Here is a 16,365-nt window from a genome sequence, read left to right as displayed (position 1 = left end):
GAACGGACAATCGCTATGAAAAAAGCATTTTTATTACTATTACTAGGGTTAGGCTTATTTATGCTTAGCAAATTTGGGTTTTCACAGAAATCGGATCCATCCAAACCGATTGAGAAACAATCGGCGGACCATAGAGCCAAGCATGATCAGGTTATTTATTTCGCCGGCGGATGCTTTTGGGGTACCGAGCATTTTTTCAAACAGGTGCGCGGCGTTACGGGCACGGAAGTAGGCTATGCCAATGGTAATTTTAAGAATCCAAGCTATGAGCAGGTTTCCACCGGAAAAACAGGCTTTGCTGAAACGGTCAAAGTCACCTATGATCCACAAATAGTTGAGCTTAAGCTTCTCGTAGATCTGTTTTTAAAGACAATAGATCCCACGTCCCTCAATAAACAAGGGAACGATATCGGAACACAATACCGTACCGGTATTTACTATACCGATAACGCAGTTATTCCAGTTATTAAGGAAAGCCTAGCCGAACTGGACAAGAAATATCCGGCAAAAATAGTTGTTGAACTCGAGCCCTTACAGAATTACTACGATGCGGAGGCGTACCATCAAAAATATCTAGACAAAAACCCGGGTGGCTACTGCCATATCGTTCCAGAGATGTTTGATCTAGCGCGCAAAGCTAACCCTGCTCCCAAAGATGTTACTGCGCCGAAAAGTTACCATAAAAAAGATAGAAGCACGCTCAAAAAGGAACTTACACCACTGCAATATGATGTAACGCAGGATCAGGCCACTGAACGGGCCTTTGACAACGCATACAATAATGAGTTTAGAGATGGCATTTACGTGGATATTACCACCGGTGAACCGCTATTTGTTTCGACAGATAAATTTGAATCAGGTTGTGGATGGCCCAGCTTTTCCAAACCGATCAATCCCGACTTAGTCGAAGAATTATCTGATAACTCCCACGGTATGCGCCGCACAGAGGTACGCAGCAAAACCGGAGATGCTCATTTGGGACATGTTTTTGATGATGGTCCGGCGGACAAAGGCGGTTTACGTTATTGCATTAATAGTGCATCGCTCCAATTTGTGCCCAAAGAAGAGATGAAAGCCAAAGGCTATGAAAAATATCTGCCTCTACTGGTCAAGAAGTAAAACGAATCACTTCAACGCTTCTTTAAAAAACTGGTGCAAGTCTGCATCAGTTTTTTTTTGAAAAAAATAAAAAAAATTTAGGATTTAGAAATCCAAGCTTTCCAAAAAGTCGTAAATGATGATAAGTACAGAAAAATATTATAAACTAAAAGACTTTTGTTATGGAAAAGATAACAACTCCCCACAACGATTCGCTATTGACTCCCAATGGTGAAATAGACAAAAAGGATCTCCGCAGAAGAGATTTTTTAAAGTTTGCAGGTGCCAGTGCAGCATCGCTGGCCATTCTCGGTTTGTCGAGCTGTAAAAAAGACCATGATGATAACATGGATAACGGCGGAAAAGGACTATATTTTGGTAGTGGCGATATAGCTATCCTCAATTATGCCTATGCCCTCGAGCAACTCGAAGCTGCTTTTTACATTCAATTGGTCAATAATCCCTACTCAGGCATGACCGATATGGAAAAGGCCTTCTTTACGGATATCCGTGATCACGAGATTGCACATCGTGAATTTTTTAAAGTTGCGCTGGGTGCCAAAGCAATCTCCAGCCTTGAATTAAATCTTTCAGGTATTAATTTTAGCAGTCGGGAAAATGTCTTGGCAACCGCCAAAACATTTGAAGATCTCGGCGTATCCGCATATAATGGTGCTGGATGGCTTATCAAAGACCCTAATTACCTGCTGTTGGCCGGAAAGATTGTTTCGGTAGAAGCGCGGCATGCCGCTTGGGTAAGGGATATGATCGATAATGGCAGCTTCGCCAACCCGGAAGTTGTTGATTCCAATGGACTCGATGTTGCTAAAAGTCCCAGTGTCGTCCTGAGCGCCGCCGCACCCTTTATCAAATCTAAAATTGATGTATCGGATCTACCCACTTATTAATTCACCTAAATACGGATTATCATGAATCTTTTAAATGTTTTTGACCAAATAAATGCTGTAGATCCTGAGTTCAGCGATCGTATCAGCCCACGTCGCGAGGCTATTAAAAATCTAGCTTCCATGAGTAAAAAAGTAACCTTGGCAGCGCTGCCCTTTTTTGTCAGTGAACTTTTCAAAAAAGCGTACGGTGCAACCGCTCCTACGGATGTCAATGGCGTCCTTAATTATGCACTCACGCTCGAATATTTGGAGGCCGAATATTATACAATGGGGGTTGCTAAATCTGGACTTATTCCTTCGGGTAAACCACTTGGCGCTATTACGACCATACGGGATCATGAAGTCGCCCATGTCAACTTTTTGAAACAGGTATTGGGTAGTAAGGCTGTATCGAAGCCAACATTTGATTTTACAGCCGGTGGCACTTTTGGAAATGTCTTTAGCGATTATGACACATTTTTGGCGGTTGCACAGGCGTTTGAAGATACAGGTGTACGGGCTTACAAAGGCCAAGCAGGCATCTTAGTTGGCAATCGGGTTGTCCTTACTGCAGCACTGCAGATTCATTCGGTTGAAGCTAGGCATGCATCGCATATCCGTCAGATGCGTCGTGCACGCGGGGGCGCTGCTGCAAATCAAAAACCTTGGATCACTGGTGCAAATGATTCTGGTATCGGTACCGTGGTCGACACTGTATACGCTGGTGAAGATAATGTAAAACAGGCAGGTGTTGATATTACGGCACTCACCAGTTCCATGGGAAAGATCTCCACAAATGCGGCTACACAATCTTTTGATGAACCATTATCTGCAGAAGCTGTACTTAACATTGCAGGTTTATTTATCAAAGCTTAATAGAAGTCAAACTACCTGTAAAAACAGCCCTGGTCTGCTATTCAGATCAGGGTTTTTATAATATACCTCATACACAGTATGTTTCATATAAAATCATAAATCCCATTTTTCCAGCCTAATATTTTGTCAGAATCGGCATTAAGCCAGCTTTTAAGTAACGTAGCATACACCTTTCTGAAATCCTCGGTATACTGGAGATCACCCTCATTCAGTTGGGTCAGATCCGGCAAATCATTCAGTAATCCTTGCTTTTTTAATCCGCCCGAGAGAAAGAAGAGCTGATTGGCTGTACCATGATCGGTACCATTGCTCGCATTCTGTGCCACCCTCCGGCCAAATTCCGAAAAGGTCATGAGCATAACATGCCGGAAAAGTCCATTTTTCTTTAAATCCTCTACAAAAGCTTCTACTGCATCGTTGATCGTGCGGAATAGGCTCTCCTGCCGTTGATTTTGATTGATATGCGTATCAAAACTACCGATCTGCAAATAATAAACCTGCGTATTGATATCCGATTTAATCAACGAAGACACCGTTTTCAGGTCCTTCCCAAGCACCGAGTCTGGGTACGTCGCTGCAGTTTTACTAGCTTTGCTCTGTTCAAAGATATAATCGGCATTGTTGAGGGTATCCCCCAGTGTCTGGTACAGATAAGCAACTGTTTCGTCTTCATGTTGATGCTGATGTTCCTGATACAGCTTTTTAAAATACGCTTCACGACTTGTCTGATAAAGCTTTTTGGGGTCTTTAAACGCAAACGCTTTTTGTTGCCTTCCTTTGAGCGCGAGGCTAAGCATATCGTTCACCTCCAAAGCTTGCGTAGGATGGTCGCAGTCGTAACAGACCTGATCAAGATAGCGTCCTATCCAGCCGCTATCCAAGTATTCATCACTTCGGCTCGCGCTATGCCAGATATCCATGCTACGAAAATGCGATTTGTTTGGATCGGGATAACCGACATTGTTAAGCACTGCCAGTTCGCCACGATCAAAAAGTGTTTTAAAAAATGGCAAAGCTGGATGAATACCCGCTTCATCCGTGAGCCGCAGCGCATCATTGATGGCAATCGTCTGTCGTTCCCGAAAGTAAATATCGTTACGGATCGGAATTATCGTGTTAAGCCCGTCGTTGCCCCCGCTGAGCTGCACTATCACCAGTACCTTATGCCGACTTTCCAGCGCACTGGACGAAGATAGGGCTTTTAAGAAATTAGGCAACAGTAGCGATGCCGACACGAGTGACCCCGCTTTGAGAAATTGCCGTCGTTTAAGGATCATAGTATTCGTTCTTCTAACAGTTAACAAAGCTGATATTCGGGAATACTCATGGCTTCAATAATCGCCATTCGACTGTTTTCACGGTCATATTCATCCCGTAATGCTTTTTCAAAGGATATCTGCCGCTGCAACAAAATACGAAAAGGGTCTCTCTCCCCAAAACTATCTTCTACAGTGGACCAGTCAATGGAAATTTTTGGATTTTTATAGGCTTTTGCCAGTGCCCTTGACTGTTTCATGCCCATGTCGAGGTCGTCGTCATTCTTGACAGCTAGGTCGAGCGGGCGCAGTCCGCTCCATATCTGCGGTAGTTGCATGCGGAGCAACAAGGTAGAGCTGTCTATCCAGGCTTTTCCTGAAGGCCAACCCGACACGTTCGGCGGATACAAAAGCATCTGCCCCAATAATTTCTGATAGACAATAAGGTTTTCTGGGTACGCGATCTCCATGGGTAAAATGCGCATAATACCAGCAATAAGTTCTATTGGCGACTTTACTTTGTTGCCGATATGCTTGGAATCGTAAAACCAGTCTGCCGTAAATAGGCTGTTGACCAGTTGCTTGATATCATAACCCGAATGATAGAAATCACGGCTCAGTAAAGAGACAATTTCCTCATCCACCTGTTCGTTGACCAAAAAACGGTATAGCTTTCGGCTAATAAACCGGGCTGTAGCAGGCTGCTCCAATATACTATCCAAAATATCGTTTCCATCAAAATTTCCCGTCTTACCCAAAAATGTTTTACTGCCGGTATCATGAAATTTTCTGCGCTCCAGAAACTGACCATCCTTATCGTAAGACCACCCTGTAAAGGCGCGGGCAGCCTCTCTGACATCCAATTCAGTATAATTACCTCTTCCCATTGTGAAGAGCTCCATCACTTCCCGCGCGAAGTTTTCGTTCGGATACCCCTTTTTATTCTGCTGGTTATTCAGGAAGTTGAGCATGGCTGGGGCTTTAGAAACCGCAAATAGCAGGTCCCGAAAATTTCCTAGGGCATGTTTTCTGATTTCATTGAGGATGTGCGCACTAAAATTGGCATTAATGACCCTGCTGGCAAAATGTCCATGCCAAAAAAAAGCCATTTTCTCCCTGAGCTGGTCCTCACCATGCACCATTGCTTTCAGAAAATTAAGATTGATTTCAATATTACGCCTGCGGTTGAGCTGCTGTACCAGCTTTTTATCAGAAGCATTCAATTGAGATAGTGCCGTATAATCAACTTCCCCCTGCTCCGAACTGAAACTTATCGGGTGGAATGGATACGCATGCGCATATAGCTTCCATATTGCGGTGGGAGATTGCTGTTCAAAATCCGTAATCTGCTGAAGACTCATCCCAAATCCCGCTCGATTGGCGAGATGCTTATTTTTTATAAAATCAGAAATCATCATGCTTCCATTTATACCTAAATAACGAATTATTTATACATGTTAGCATAAAGCTGCAAAGATTTAACAAACATTAAGTTAAATTAACAGTCTAACTATCAATCACTTTCAAAACTTCTAATTTTTTATTAAATTTAATGAGATATGGGCATACGCTAATTCACCTTACCGTTTCATACATATTTTACAATCGACTAGTTGACAAACCTTTAAAAACCGAATATCATATGCTAAAATTAACCAAGGTATGGGTATCATTATCCTTTTTTCCAATTTTCATACAATGTGTGGGAAGTCAAAAGGAGCCGTCCGAAAATTTCGATTGGCTCGTAGGAGAATGGCAGCGCACCAACGAAGCCAAAGATAAAAAGACCTTTGAATATTGGAAGAAAATGAACGATTCTGAATATGCAGGCTTTGCATTTACATTGCAAAACATGGACACCATTCATCAGGAAACCATGCACTTGCTGAAATCTGACGGCAACTGGAATTTAAGGGTTAAAGTGCCTGACGAGAAAGATTTTATCGCATTTACAATGACCATGATGAAAGATGGACTGTTCGAATGCAATAATGATTCGCTTCCCTTCCCAAAAAAGATTTCTTACTGGCGCGACGGTGAGCAATTGAAAGCGAATGTCGCAGGCGATAGCCTCCAGATTCCTTTCGAGTTTAGCAAGATTTCCAAATAGAGGGCAGTCCAATCCTTTGACGAGCAAAGCCAACTGAAACATGTCAGTTGGCTTTCTACACTGATGCCGCCAGTTTCATCTTTTTTCGGAGCACCAAGGCAATCACCCAAACAAGTAGTAGTACACCCAAAATTGCGCCGCTTTTAGCGTTGATACCGGGAAAGAAATTATTGAGGGAATGAAATGCACTAACAGCAACCAGTGAACCCGTTGCATCGGCGACTTTACCTATCCCCCAACTTCCCAACACCAAAATGGCGAAAAACGAGAACTGAACCGGCGTAAAATCAAAATTGAGATGCCATAAAAACCAAAGTAATGACAGCAGCAATATGTTGTAGATAGGCTTCAATGCTTTGAATTCCTGATAGAGAAAGCCCCGCCATCCAATTTCTTCCAGCAGACCGTAGATCAGGACAGTAAAAACAGTCAGATATGGAATAGTACCTTTTGAAAAATAAGACACCGTGCTGATCAAAGCTACCGGAAATACCCAATATAATGTAATCGGATAAAGGAGACTCTTATAGTTTCCTTTGAGGGAGAGTATAGGTTTTATCTTGAAAGCCACAAACACAAGCCCAGCTCCAAGCGCAGGCCCCATTCCTGTAAGAATGGATTTTAAATACGGATTGTCGATGGAATGTAGTAATTCAGTTTTGTTGGTCAAATAGCGGCATGCGATGGCAATAATATAATAAACAATAACGGCCCAATAATTGATTTTTCTTTTCATCCTATTTGTATAGCTTTTTTGCAATGCCTAAAAATAACTGCATTAAAACAAAAAACACTTGACGAAAGTTAAGAAATCTTTTTTCTTATTCTGCTCAGGCTCTCCGGTGCTATACCCAGATAGGAGGCGATAATTTTAAGCGGCGTACGCTGAAAGATATATGGTCGCTCTTTTATCAGTTTCAGGTATCTTTCGGTAGGTGGCAAAGTAAGCAGATTGATCTGCTCAGACTGTTTAGCCGTAAACATGATATCCGAAATGGCCTTACCGATAAGGAGCGATCGGTCGGACTTTCCATAAAGCTCCTGTAAATTCTGATGGCTTACCGACCAAAGTTCTGTATCTTCGAGGCATTCCGTTTTGATGACAGTCGGCCGCTGTGATACGAAAGAGAGGTAGTCGCTGAATAGCTGGTTTTCGTAATATAAATTGATACATATATCTTTATGCTGATAAGGCACAAAATGTCCTACCGAACCTGAAACGAGAATGTTGATAAACTTTTCGGTCTTATCGTATGCCTTCAGGATTTCGTTTTTTGCAAAACTCCGACATTCTACCACTTTTGCAAATTCAACCCAAAATTTAATGTCGACGGGATAATACGTATCAAATACTGCTTTGATGTTTTCAGGAGATGGAGTCTTCATATTGCTTTGCTTTTATAATACGAAGTGTCGCTCATCCGCCTAATGATTCTCTTTCCCATTTCTGTTTGGTACAAAAAAGAAACGCCACCACTGACTCCGTATAGATCCATTGTTTGAAGGCTTTCCACCGGCAATCCAAGCCACATGACATTGAAGATACTTAAGCTATCGCCGTGCGAAACAAGGATGATATTCTCTTTGTTACCAGACATTACTGTTTCATAAAAGGGAATCATCCTTTGCCAGACGTCAAATCTGGATTCTGCATCACTAAAACATTTGTCGTAGATTGATCGTTCTTCCGCCTCGATATTGTCTTTAAGCCATTGAACCGATTGCCCCACCGCTCGTCCAAGGTAACGTTCTTTTAGTGCAGTTGCCCCTTGGGGAACGACATTAAACTGTTTTCCAATGATCTCAGCGGTCTGGGTTGTTCTGCTAAGCGGTGATGTATACACGGAAAACTTCGTATCCCGAAACTCCGACTTTAAATTAGCAGCGATATTTTCCGCTTGTTGGATCCCTTTTTCCGTTAATGGCCAATCGTTCCAAGAGCCAATCATGCCGTTTGTATGATGCACGGATTCCGGATGTTGTATCGTAATGATATTTTTCTTTTGAGACATACGTATATAAGCAGGCAATTAAGAAAAGCTGACGGCAACTTGGTTGCCGTCAGCTTACACTGCATGCTGTCCACAATGGATAGCGTGTGGTTCAAAAATACCGAAACTTTAGTATAACGACAAATTGTCGCTGGTTTCCAATAGCGCATTGATACACCACATGTAGGCAGCCTGTCCATGATAATCGCCTGTATGTCGAGGACGATCGTAATAATACTGCTTATCGTTCTTTTTATTGGTACCCACACAGATTTCCGATACCGCTCCTTGCCCGTCAACATATTTTGCAAGCGCGAGCCAAGCTCTTCGACCAACGGGACCATATTGCTTTTCATTTAACCAGCCGTGCTTTACCCCGGTTATGATCGCATAAGCAAACATTGCCGAGCCCGAAGTTTCTGCCCAACAGTCGGCTTCATCAATCAGCTGATTCCACATGCCACTTTTGCGCTGCTCTTTTTTCAAACTCTCCATCATGGTAAGATAGCCCTTCAAAATACGGGGCCGGTCAGCATGATCTTTCGGAAGCATGCGCAGTAATTCGGTCATACCCGCGGCCATCCAGCCATTACCACGACCCCAATAGTAAGGAACATCAGGTGCATGGTAAAACAATCCGTTGGGGCGTTGTAATTTATCTAAATAAAGCACCATCTCTTTAGCCGCGCGGTCGAGATATTTTGATTCACCAGTTGCTTTAAATGCAGCCGTCTGTACAATGGTAATCATGTACATATCGTCAATCCACATCCGGGTCTGCCAGGAGTATCCTTGCTGCGCCCAGTTTTTAGCCTCCTGCCCCGCATTTTCTGGTACCTGCCATTGCGTATCCGCGTAGGGCAAGCCCAAGTTGAGGTAACTTTCCTCCTTGGTCAGTTGGTAAAGACGCAAAGGTAGACTTCCAAACATATTTAAGTCTACGTGGTTTTTCGGTGGCAGCAACTGCGGCTCGCTGGATACGAGTTTGGAAAATCGATCTTTCATTGCCTGCATCAGCTTTGCATCATTTGTTACACGCGCATAGTTAATTGCACCCGTCCAATAAAAGGTCTCCGGATAGCTGATCCATTTACCCGCATGTAGCATATGTTTGCCCGCGGTAAAACGATGCGCGATGCGATGTCCTACCTCCATTGGGTCTGCCTCGGCCGGAAAATTTACCAGATTCGACTGTGCGATTGACAGTTGAACTGGAAGTATCAATAAAAACAAAAGGGTCTTTTTTATCATATGAATTAGTTTTATGTACTTATAAACTGATTTTAAATTATCAAATATGGTATTAAAGAATCCCGAACTTATTGCGCTCATGCGCAAGGACTCGGGACTTCTTGGGCGCTATTCCACTTTAGACTCATCCGCAACAGCATCCTCCCATTGATCCCATACTGGGGTAGCCGGATTATAACCATCGTAGCCATAGTTTTGCTTTAACTGGCCTTTAATATTTGAGGTAATAGCTACATTGGGTATTGGCCAATACATATTCTTTTTATCCATGGTATAATTGATATCACTTAGGCCTGTTGCATTGACATGAATGATGCCTTTGTTGTATAAGCTATAATGCACAATGCGTTGATACCAGTAGCTACCCCCGATGGCATCTGTACCACTTTGCTTATCAAAATTATCCAGATGGTATACATTTCCCCATTCATCCGGTTTACCACTACGTGCCAGGCAAAGCGATACCCGTTTCAATTCCACATTACGCCATTCCTCCCAGTAGAGCTCGCGAGCCCTTTCATTCATGATATCTCCAATGGTAACGACCCCATCATAGAGCTCGGTACATTTTGCCCGCTTACGAATGACATTTAAGTCGTCTTTAATTGTCCCATCAGACGGACTGATATAATATTTTGCTTCGGCGCGCAAGAGATAAGCTTCAGCCAGGCGATAGAGGTACCAGTCTGCGATGCTACCGTTGGTAGCCCCCCGTGAACCGTCTGAACCGCTGATATTGGCCTCACTTACCGGGTCGTCCAGAAAAAATTTATAATGTGGCACATCGTACCAGCGACGGATGGTATCGCTACAAAGGAGTTTGCCTGTAGCTGGATCGTTGAGTAAAAGTGGTTTACCAAAATCTTTGGATGCCTTATTGTTGACCTTGTAATCTGCCATGCGCACCCAGTTTCCCACCTTGGAACTGTGGCGCAGGTCGCCCTCATCTTGCTTTCCGTTGACAGCCCATACCCCCTGGGACTGGAAAGAAGTGGGGCGAAAAGTTCCTATACCGCGACCAAAGGCCCGCATGTAATCATATTTAGCATTGTAATCCCCGCTGTTACGTTTGATGTTCAACAAAGCCTGTTTCCCGTCTGTCGTTTGTATCCGCGAGTCGAATACAAAGGGATATAAGATCCGCATGGTGAGCATTTTTACAAAAGACTCCGCATCGGCACCACGGTTGGGCATCCCCATGATTACCTCACGGTTGCTGGCGATCAGTTTATTTTCGGGGCGGTGCATATCCCAGATCACATTACGCGTAATAGGCCAGGTCTGCGCTTCCCCGCCATCGTTAAATGTACCGAAGCTTTCAGTCATCAAAGCATAGCCCGACTGGTCAATCAGGATATCGGTTTGCTCTTTGGCCTTTTGGTACTCCCCTATGGCCAGATAACATTTTGCCAGCAACATACGGCAGGCCCCTTTGTTGATCATACCGATCAGGCTCATATTTTTCTGATCCGGTACCCATTGGACGGCAAATTCCATGTCCTTGGTCATCATCTGCAAAATGGCATCGCGCTTGGTACTTCGGTAATTCTGTTTGGGCACATCGATGATTGTCGTTACTAAGGGGACATCTCCGTACTCAAACACCAATGCCATATAGCGGAAAGCCCTATGGAAATAAGCCCGTCCTTTGTAAGCATTCCGATCTTGCTCGCTCAGGGTCTGAACCTGATCCACGTACTTGATAATGGTATTGGCATAACTGATCCCTTTATACGTTTCCTGCCACAGATACCATAGGCTGTTGGATCGGTCGAGATTCTGTAAGCTGGAGTTGTCACTGGTCGGCGTCAGCATATTGGCCACATCCGCCATCATGCTGCGTTTGTCGGTATTGCTGGCCACCATCAGTTCAGAAAAGATGTATTCTGTACCCAGGGTCAGCATCTCGTTATGATCTGTGGCCCAATACCCCTTTAGATGGCGGTCGCAGATAGCCATTGCAGAAAGTAAACCAGACTCGGTATTAAAAGTTTCGTTTGGTAAATAAATTGACAGCGGATCGGGCTGCAGAAATTCCTTCGAGCAGCTGCTTATCGCTAGCGTACTGGCAAGCAAAAAGGCGATGCCTCTGCCTGCGGATCTGGATTTGTTTCGTATATCGTTCATGTACATCACAATTAATCAGGTTATAAAGATAAATTAACACCGAAGGTAAATACCCTTGAGGCCCAGGATTCCGTCTCTGGATCGCCGTATTCCCAGTCCTTTGCCCAGGTCGCCACATTGCGCACCGTACCATACAGCTTCACCCGGTTGAGGTTGTATCTGGAGGTCAGATTTCTTGGCAGCGTATAGCCTACCGAGATGTTGTCGAGCCGGATAAACGAGCGGTCGTATAGCCGCGCTGCACCCTCGGCACCGATCGGTCCCTTGGCCTCGATACGGCCATAGCGATCGGTGGGATTGTCCGGCGTCCAGTATTCCTTTGCGGGCAGATTAGCCAGCCCATAGGCCATACGGCCGCCATCATCATCGTTATTCAGGTAATTGCCCGACAAACTTTTGTGTCCCATGGCCGAATAGATATTAAACGAAAAACTAAGGTCGTTCCATAGGATAAACTCATTGCGCATCGACCAACGGAAACGGGGATCCGTCTGCCCTAAAAAAACCTTGTCATTATTATTATATACAGGTTTTGTTACATCGCCGTTCACAACATCATCTGCGGTATACACATTGGCTACTTTCGGATCACCAGGAGCCTGCCCATATTGAGCAGCCTCTGCCACTTCATTGGCCTGCCAGATCCCCGTCACGTGATAATTCCAGATGGCACCAATAGGCTGTCCGATAAACCAATTGTTCGAAATCTCATCCATTTCCTTACGGCCGACCACATTTCCATTGGCATCCAGCACATCTTGGTAGTTTTTATAAAGATGTACGATCTGATTTTTATTATAGGCGAAATTGAAGCTGGTAGACCATTGTAGTTTTTCTTTCTTCAGGTTGACGGTGTTTAAGGTCAGTTCAATTCCTTAGTTGTCCACCTGCCCCAAGTTGGTGGTGATACTTCCAAATCCGGTAAAATTGGGCAACTTCTGCTCCATGATCATGTCGTGGGTTTGCATCAGATAATACTCCAGTGTTCCTGAGATGCGATTTTTAAAAAATCCGAAGTCCAGACCAAAATTCCATGCTGTGGTCTTTTCCCACTGCAGGTTTGGATTGGCCAGCCGATCCACCATCAGGTAGCGGTATTGGACCAGCTCACCGGCCGAGTTGAGGTAACCATGCATTTTGCCACTACCCGAATACAGGTTGGCCAACGCCAGATTCGGATCGGCCAGTTGCCTGTTTCCATTTTTACCATAGGAAACGCGCAACTTACCATAATCCATTACATCGCCCCATTTAAAGAATTTTTCTTTGGTAAAGTTCCAGGCTAAGGCCACGGAAGGAAAAGTTGCATAGGGGTTGGAAGTACCGAAAGCCGAATAACCATCCCGTCGGATAGACGTCGTGAGCATATAGCGGTCATCGTAGGCATAAAATAAACGGGCCAATAAGGCATCTGCTGTCTGATGGGTATCGTAGCTATCAAAGCTGCTGTTTTCTTTCGAGCCATTTTTGGTATTGTGAAAGCCGAGGGCATCCGACGGTAAGATATTGCGTGCCTCAATGCGATCTTTCCAGGACTGCTGTTCTTCTGCTTCCTGCACCAAAGTTACCATCAGGCGATGCCTATCCGCAAAGGTCTGTTCCCAGCTGATGGTGTTATTGAGCGACCAGTCGAACCGTTTGGTTTGTTCGCGGTTTGCACCTCGATCGGCCGGATTGGATCCGGGTAGTTCGGCCGACATAAAGTAACGGTCATGGAAATACTGCAAGCGTGGCGACGCATTAAATGAATACGTAATATTAAAGGGCAGTTTAATTTTCGCATTGAAAATGGAGTTAACCACCGAATACCCTTTGTCCAGCTCAAGGTATTTCTTCTGAAAATCATAATTGTACCCCCGCTGGCTGAACTGTTCGCTGAGCGGATATTGCAGCGGATTGCCGTTGGCATCAGCATAATCTGCGTACGGGCTGTTGCGCAGGATTTGATCCATATCGATATCAATATTTCCGTCCGAACGGTCCTGGAAATTTACGTTTGCCCCCAGCTCCAGCCAGTTGGTCACCTTTGCATTGATTTTCATATTGGCCCGCACAGCCTTGTAGGTATCGCTCACGACAGCGCCCTCATTTTTGAGGTAGCCCATAGACAGGTAATAGTTTACCCGGTCGCTTGCTCCGCTGATGCTAGCATTATAATCCTGATTAAGACCAGTACGAAAGGTATGATCGGCCCAGTCGACCGTTTTTCCATCCAGAAAGTTCTGCAGGGCATTCCCTTGCAGACCCAAACGGCGGCCCCAGATGCTCCGGTCAGACTCGCCACTTTCATTGGTCGACTGCGCGCGCCAAGCATCGAGCGACAACGAGCCCGGTAGCTGTCCAGGATTGAGATAAAAGCCATAAGGCACCGTGAGGTTACCGTTAGCATCCCGCGTCTGATAAGCCTCATATAAGCCCGTCGTGGGGTTAATGCCGTAGGTATTTTTGGTATACCAGTCTTCACGGTGCTGCAAGTAAGCATCGGGACTGAATCTTTTGCGGTATTCGCTCAACTGTGTTGCACCGGCATTCATCGTCATATTGATGGTCGGTTTGCCCTGCTTCCCTTTTTTTGTGCTGATGATAATTACGCCACTAGCCGCTTTTGAGCCGTAGATAGCTGCAGCGGAAGCATCCTTCAGGACATCAATCTGCTCAATGTCATCCGGATTGATTTCAGAAAGTTCACCATAGAAAATCATCCCATCAAGCACCAGCAGAGGGTTGTTGTGACCGCTGTTGCTATCGTATACCGACCGCTTACCCCTTACCTCAATGGAACCGCCCCCTTTTGCCGAAGCGTCATAGCCAATATTCAGTCCTGCCGAGCCACGCAGAATATCCTGTACGGTTTTGGGGTTTTCATTGGCGATGCGATCCGGATGGATTTGTGTAACCGAGCCCGTCAGGTCTTTTTTGCGCATGGTACCATACCCCACCACCACGACTTCATCCAGCTCGCCCGTGGTAGATGTCAGCTCCACATTGACGACCTTGGTTGCTGTTAGGTCAATTTCCTGGCTCTTGTATCCCAACCGCGTAAAAACTAACTTTTTGCTTCCGACAGGTATGGTAATGGTATAGGTTCCATCCGCCTTTGAGGCAGTACTTACGCTGCTACCAGCCACGTTGACGGTCACGGCAGCTAGCGGCTGGCCGGTATCATCTGTTATTTTACCTGTAATCTCACGATTTTGGATAGCTCCGTCCAAGGTCTTTAAAACGGGGACATTCGCCCTTAATATTGCAGCAGGACTCGTGAAAGCGAAAAGACACCACAGGCAGGAACAGGGTATCCATTTGCTGGTGGCAAAACCATAAAATGGATTTTGTTTTAGTTTACAATTGTTTCCCATAAAGAAATACTCACTTTAGATGATTCAGTAATTTTATAATTGGCTCCCTTTATTCAAGGAATCTTAATTGTAAAAGTGAAGATTAGGAATTAGAAAAACAGGACGATATTGTATCAAAAAATTGCGACTTTGTCTCAATAACAGACATTTCGATCAAAAACGTGCTTGGCGCTATACTCCCCACCGTTAGCAATGCGTGAAAAAACATCTGACTTTGAAGTTATCAATATTTAACTACAACGTTTTCGTTCTTTAACTATAACGTTTTCGTATTTTTAGTATGACAAAATGCTTTCTCCAAAATCGATAATGCTGCGCCAGCACAAAACAATTGACGTGTATTTTAAATAAAACCCTAGTTTTCGTGGATTGATTTAAAATCATCAAGCGTGTAATTTTGGATTATACTAAAAGAAAAGAACGATGAAAAAGTTATTTTGCATAGCCTTACAGCTATTTACTTTATTGATTGTCAGCTCTTGCTCAAAGGATAGTGTGGACAATGGTAGCGGATCGAGCACTTACCCCGCTGCATTGAAGGGAACGATTTATTACGATTGGGCGACTGAAGGGGTGCTGAAGATGAGCTTACCCGATGGCATCGGTGGATCTTTCATACCAGATGATTCAAAGCTCAATAATTTTGATATTTCGCGCGATGGGAAATGGAAACTAACCGCAGTAAATGCCAGTACATTCGGCCAATACGATGTGAAGTTTACGATCAGTGATATGAACAGTGGAAACATCGTTGAAGAATTTATTTATAACAGTCCTGCTGGAAACTCCTACTGCAAAGGCTACCTATCCCCCGACAATAGCTTGATCATGGTTACGTCAAACGACTTTCAGGACGGGGTGACCATTTTAAAACGAAACGGCGAATTTGTCGCACGTATTGTAGACATCAATGGTGAACGGCTGGGTTTCAACGAATCCCGGCTATGGCTACCAGGAAATAACATTGTCTTGACACATGGAAAGTATATTATAAAGATCGCGCCCCCTTATAACTCCGGAGCATTGGTAAAGGAAATGAACTATCAGGACTGGGGCAAGCTGACGGTCAACCAGGCGGGAACCCAATTTGCACTCAACATTGGTAATCATATCTACACCATGGATGTAGACGGAAATAACCTAAAGCAGGTCACTTCAAGCAATTTTAAAGAATCGATGCCAGAATTCTCACCCGATGGAAAATACCTATTGATTGGCACCAACTATCGGTCCACGGGAACACTTGGATACCTATGGGACCTGAAAATTATTCCGAATGATGGTAAGCAACACGATGTTGGTTTAGAAACCAATAGTGCTTCCGAAGTTCTTCCTGTCATCTGGAAAGGAAAAGACAGAATTGAAAGCGCTGATGGACAGATGATTTGGCGGTAATAAGAATTATTTTGTATT

Annotated in this window: 14 protein-coding genes and 1 pseudogene; 6 read left to right on the top strand and 9 right to left on the bottom strand. The window is 44.3% G+C overall.

Translation table 11 applies throughout. The annotated features are described in order from the left end of the window. Positions 1–15 precede the first annotated feature (15 nt). From msrA to J2X77_RS01985, 4 genes and pseudogenes are all read left to right on the top strand, one after another. Positions 16–591 (top strand): annotated as a pseudogene (gene msrA / locus J2X77_RS23665) (peptide-methionine (S)-S-oxide reductase MsrA); the annotation flags it as partial. Between the two features lie 24 nt (positions 592–615). Then, positions 616–1,119, top strand: a complete 504-nt coding sequence (msrB, locus tag J2X77_RS23660; RefSeq protein ID WP_409050298.1) for a peptide-methionine (R)-S-oxide reductase MsrB — start codon at positions 616–618, stop codon at positions 1,117–1,119. 161 nt (positions 1,120–1,280) lie between these two features. Then, positions 1,281–2,006, top strand: coding sequence for a ferritin-like domain-containing protein (locus J2X77_RS01990; RefSeq protein ID WP_209579840.1), 726 nt, complete (start codon positions 1,281–1,283; stop codon positions 2,004–2,006). Between the two features lie 21 nt (positions 2,007–2,027). Beyond that, entirely contained in the window at positions 2,028–2,861 is an 834-nt protein-coding gene (locus J2X77_RS01985) for a ferritin-like domain-containing protein (protein ID WP_209579838.1), read from the top strand. An 83-nt stretch (positions 2,862–2,944) separates the two neighbouring features. Here the strand turns inward: J2X77_RS01985 and J2X77_RS01980 are convergent, their stop codons facing one another. After that, positions 2,945–4,138: a DUF1501 domain-containing protein gene (locus J2X77_RS01980; protein WP_209579836.1), complete on the bottom strand. Its 1,194-nt coding sequence runs from the start codon at positions 4,136–4,138 to the stop codon at positions 2,945–2,947. Positions 4,139–4,158: 20 nt separating this feature from the next. After that, the gene (locus J2X77_RS01975) at positions 4,159–5,535 is read right to left on the bottom strand and encodes a DUF1800 family protein (RefSeq protein ID WP_209579834.1); all 1,377 of its coding nucleotides are present in this window, start codon (positions 5,533–5,535) and stop codon (positions 4,159–4,161) included. A gap of 224 nt (positions 5,536–5,759) precedes the next feature. Between J2X77_RS01975 and J2X77_RS01970 the strand changes: the two genes are divergently transcribed. Continuing rightward, positions 5,760–6,227 carry a DUF6265 family protein gene (locus tag J2X77_RS01970; protein ID WP_209579832.1) on the top strand — a complete coding sequence of 156 codons (468 nt, stop codon included), beginning with the start codon at positions 5,760–5,762 and terminating at the stop codon, positions 6,225–6,227. 55 nt (positions 6,228–6,282) lie between these two features. Here J2X77_RS01970 and J2X77_RS01965 read toward each other — a convergent pair whose 3' ends face one another. From J2X77_RS01965 to J2X77_RS01935, 7 genes are all read right to left on the bottom strand, one after another. Continuing rightward, positions 6,283–6,963 carry a type II CAAX prenyl endopeptidase Rce1 family protein gene (locus J2X77_RS01965; protein ID WP_209579830.1) on the bottom strand — a complete coding sequence of 227 codons (681 nt, stop codon included), beginning with the start codon at positions 6,961–6,963 and terminating at the stop codon, positions 6,283–6,285. A gap of 68 nt (positions 6,964–7,031) precedes the next feature. Then, positions 7,032–7,613: a Crp/Fnr family transcriptional regulator gene (locus J2X77_RS01960; RefSeq protein ID WP_209579828.1), complete on the bottom strand. Its 582-nt coding sequence runs from the start codon at positions 7,611–7,613 to the stop codon at positions 7,032–7,034. Next, positions 7,610–8,239: a histidine phosphatase family protein gene (locus J2X77_RS01955; RefSeq protein ID WP_209579826.1), complete on the bottom strand. Its 630-nt coding sequence runs from the start codon at positions 8,237–8,239 to the stop codon at positions 7,610–7,612. Before J2X77_RS01955 ends, J2X77_RS01960 begins: the two co-directional genes overlap by 4 nt. Positions 8,240–8,347: 108 nt before the next feature. Continuing rightward, the gene (locus J2X77_RS01950) at positions 8,348–9,469 is read right to left on the bottom strand and encodes a glycoside hydrolase family 88 protein (protein ID WP_310078752.1); all 1,122 of its coding nucleotides are present in this window, start codon (positions 9,467–9,469) and stop codon (positions 8,348–8,350) included. Positions 9,470–9,577: 108 nt separating this feature from the next. Further along, entirely contained in the window at positions 9,578–11,596 is a 2,019-nt protein-coding gene (locus J2X77_RS01945) for a RagB/SusD family nutrient uptake outer membrane protein (RefSeq protein WP_209579822.1), read from the bottom strand. Between the two features lie 20 nt (positions 11,597–11,616). Beyond that, a complete protein-coding gene (locus tag J2X77_RS01940; protein ID WP_310078749.1) occupies positions 11,617–12,351 on the bottom strand; it encodes a hypothetical protein in 735 nt (244 codons plus the stop codon). A gap of 120 nt (positions 12,352–12,471) precedes the next feature. Continuing rightward, a complete protein-coding gene (locus J2X77_RS01935) occupies positions 12,472–14,952 on the bottom strand; it encodes a SusC/RagA family TonB-linked outer membrane protein (RefSeq protein ID WP_310078747.1) in 2,481 nt (826 codons plus the stop codon). A gap of 423 nt (positions 14,953–15,375) precedes the next feature. Between J2X77_RS01935 and J2X77_RS01930 the strand changes: the two genes are divergently transcribed. Continuing rightward, the gene (locus J2X77_RS01930; RefSeq protein WP_310078745.1) at positions 15,376–16,347 is read left to right on the top strand and encodes a hypothetical protein; all 972 of its coding nucleotides are present in this window, start codon (positions 15,376–15,378) and stop codon (positions 16,345–16,347) included. Positions 16,348–16,365: the final 18 nt, after the last annotated feature.

The sequence above is a fragment of the Sphingobacterium sp. 2149 genome, assembly GCF_031455655.1.
GTDB lineage: Bacteria > Bacteroidota > Bacteroidia > Sphingobacteriales > Sphingobacteriaceae > Sphingobacterium.
The sequence above is the reverse complement of the archived record's forward strand: the minus strand, read 5'-3'. Positions and strand labels throughout refer to the sequence as shown.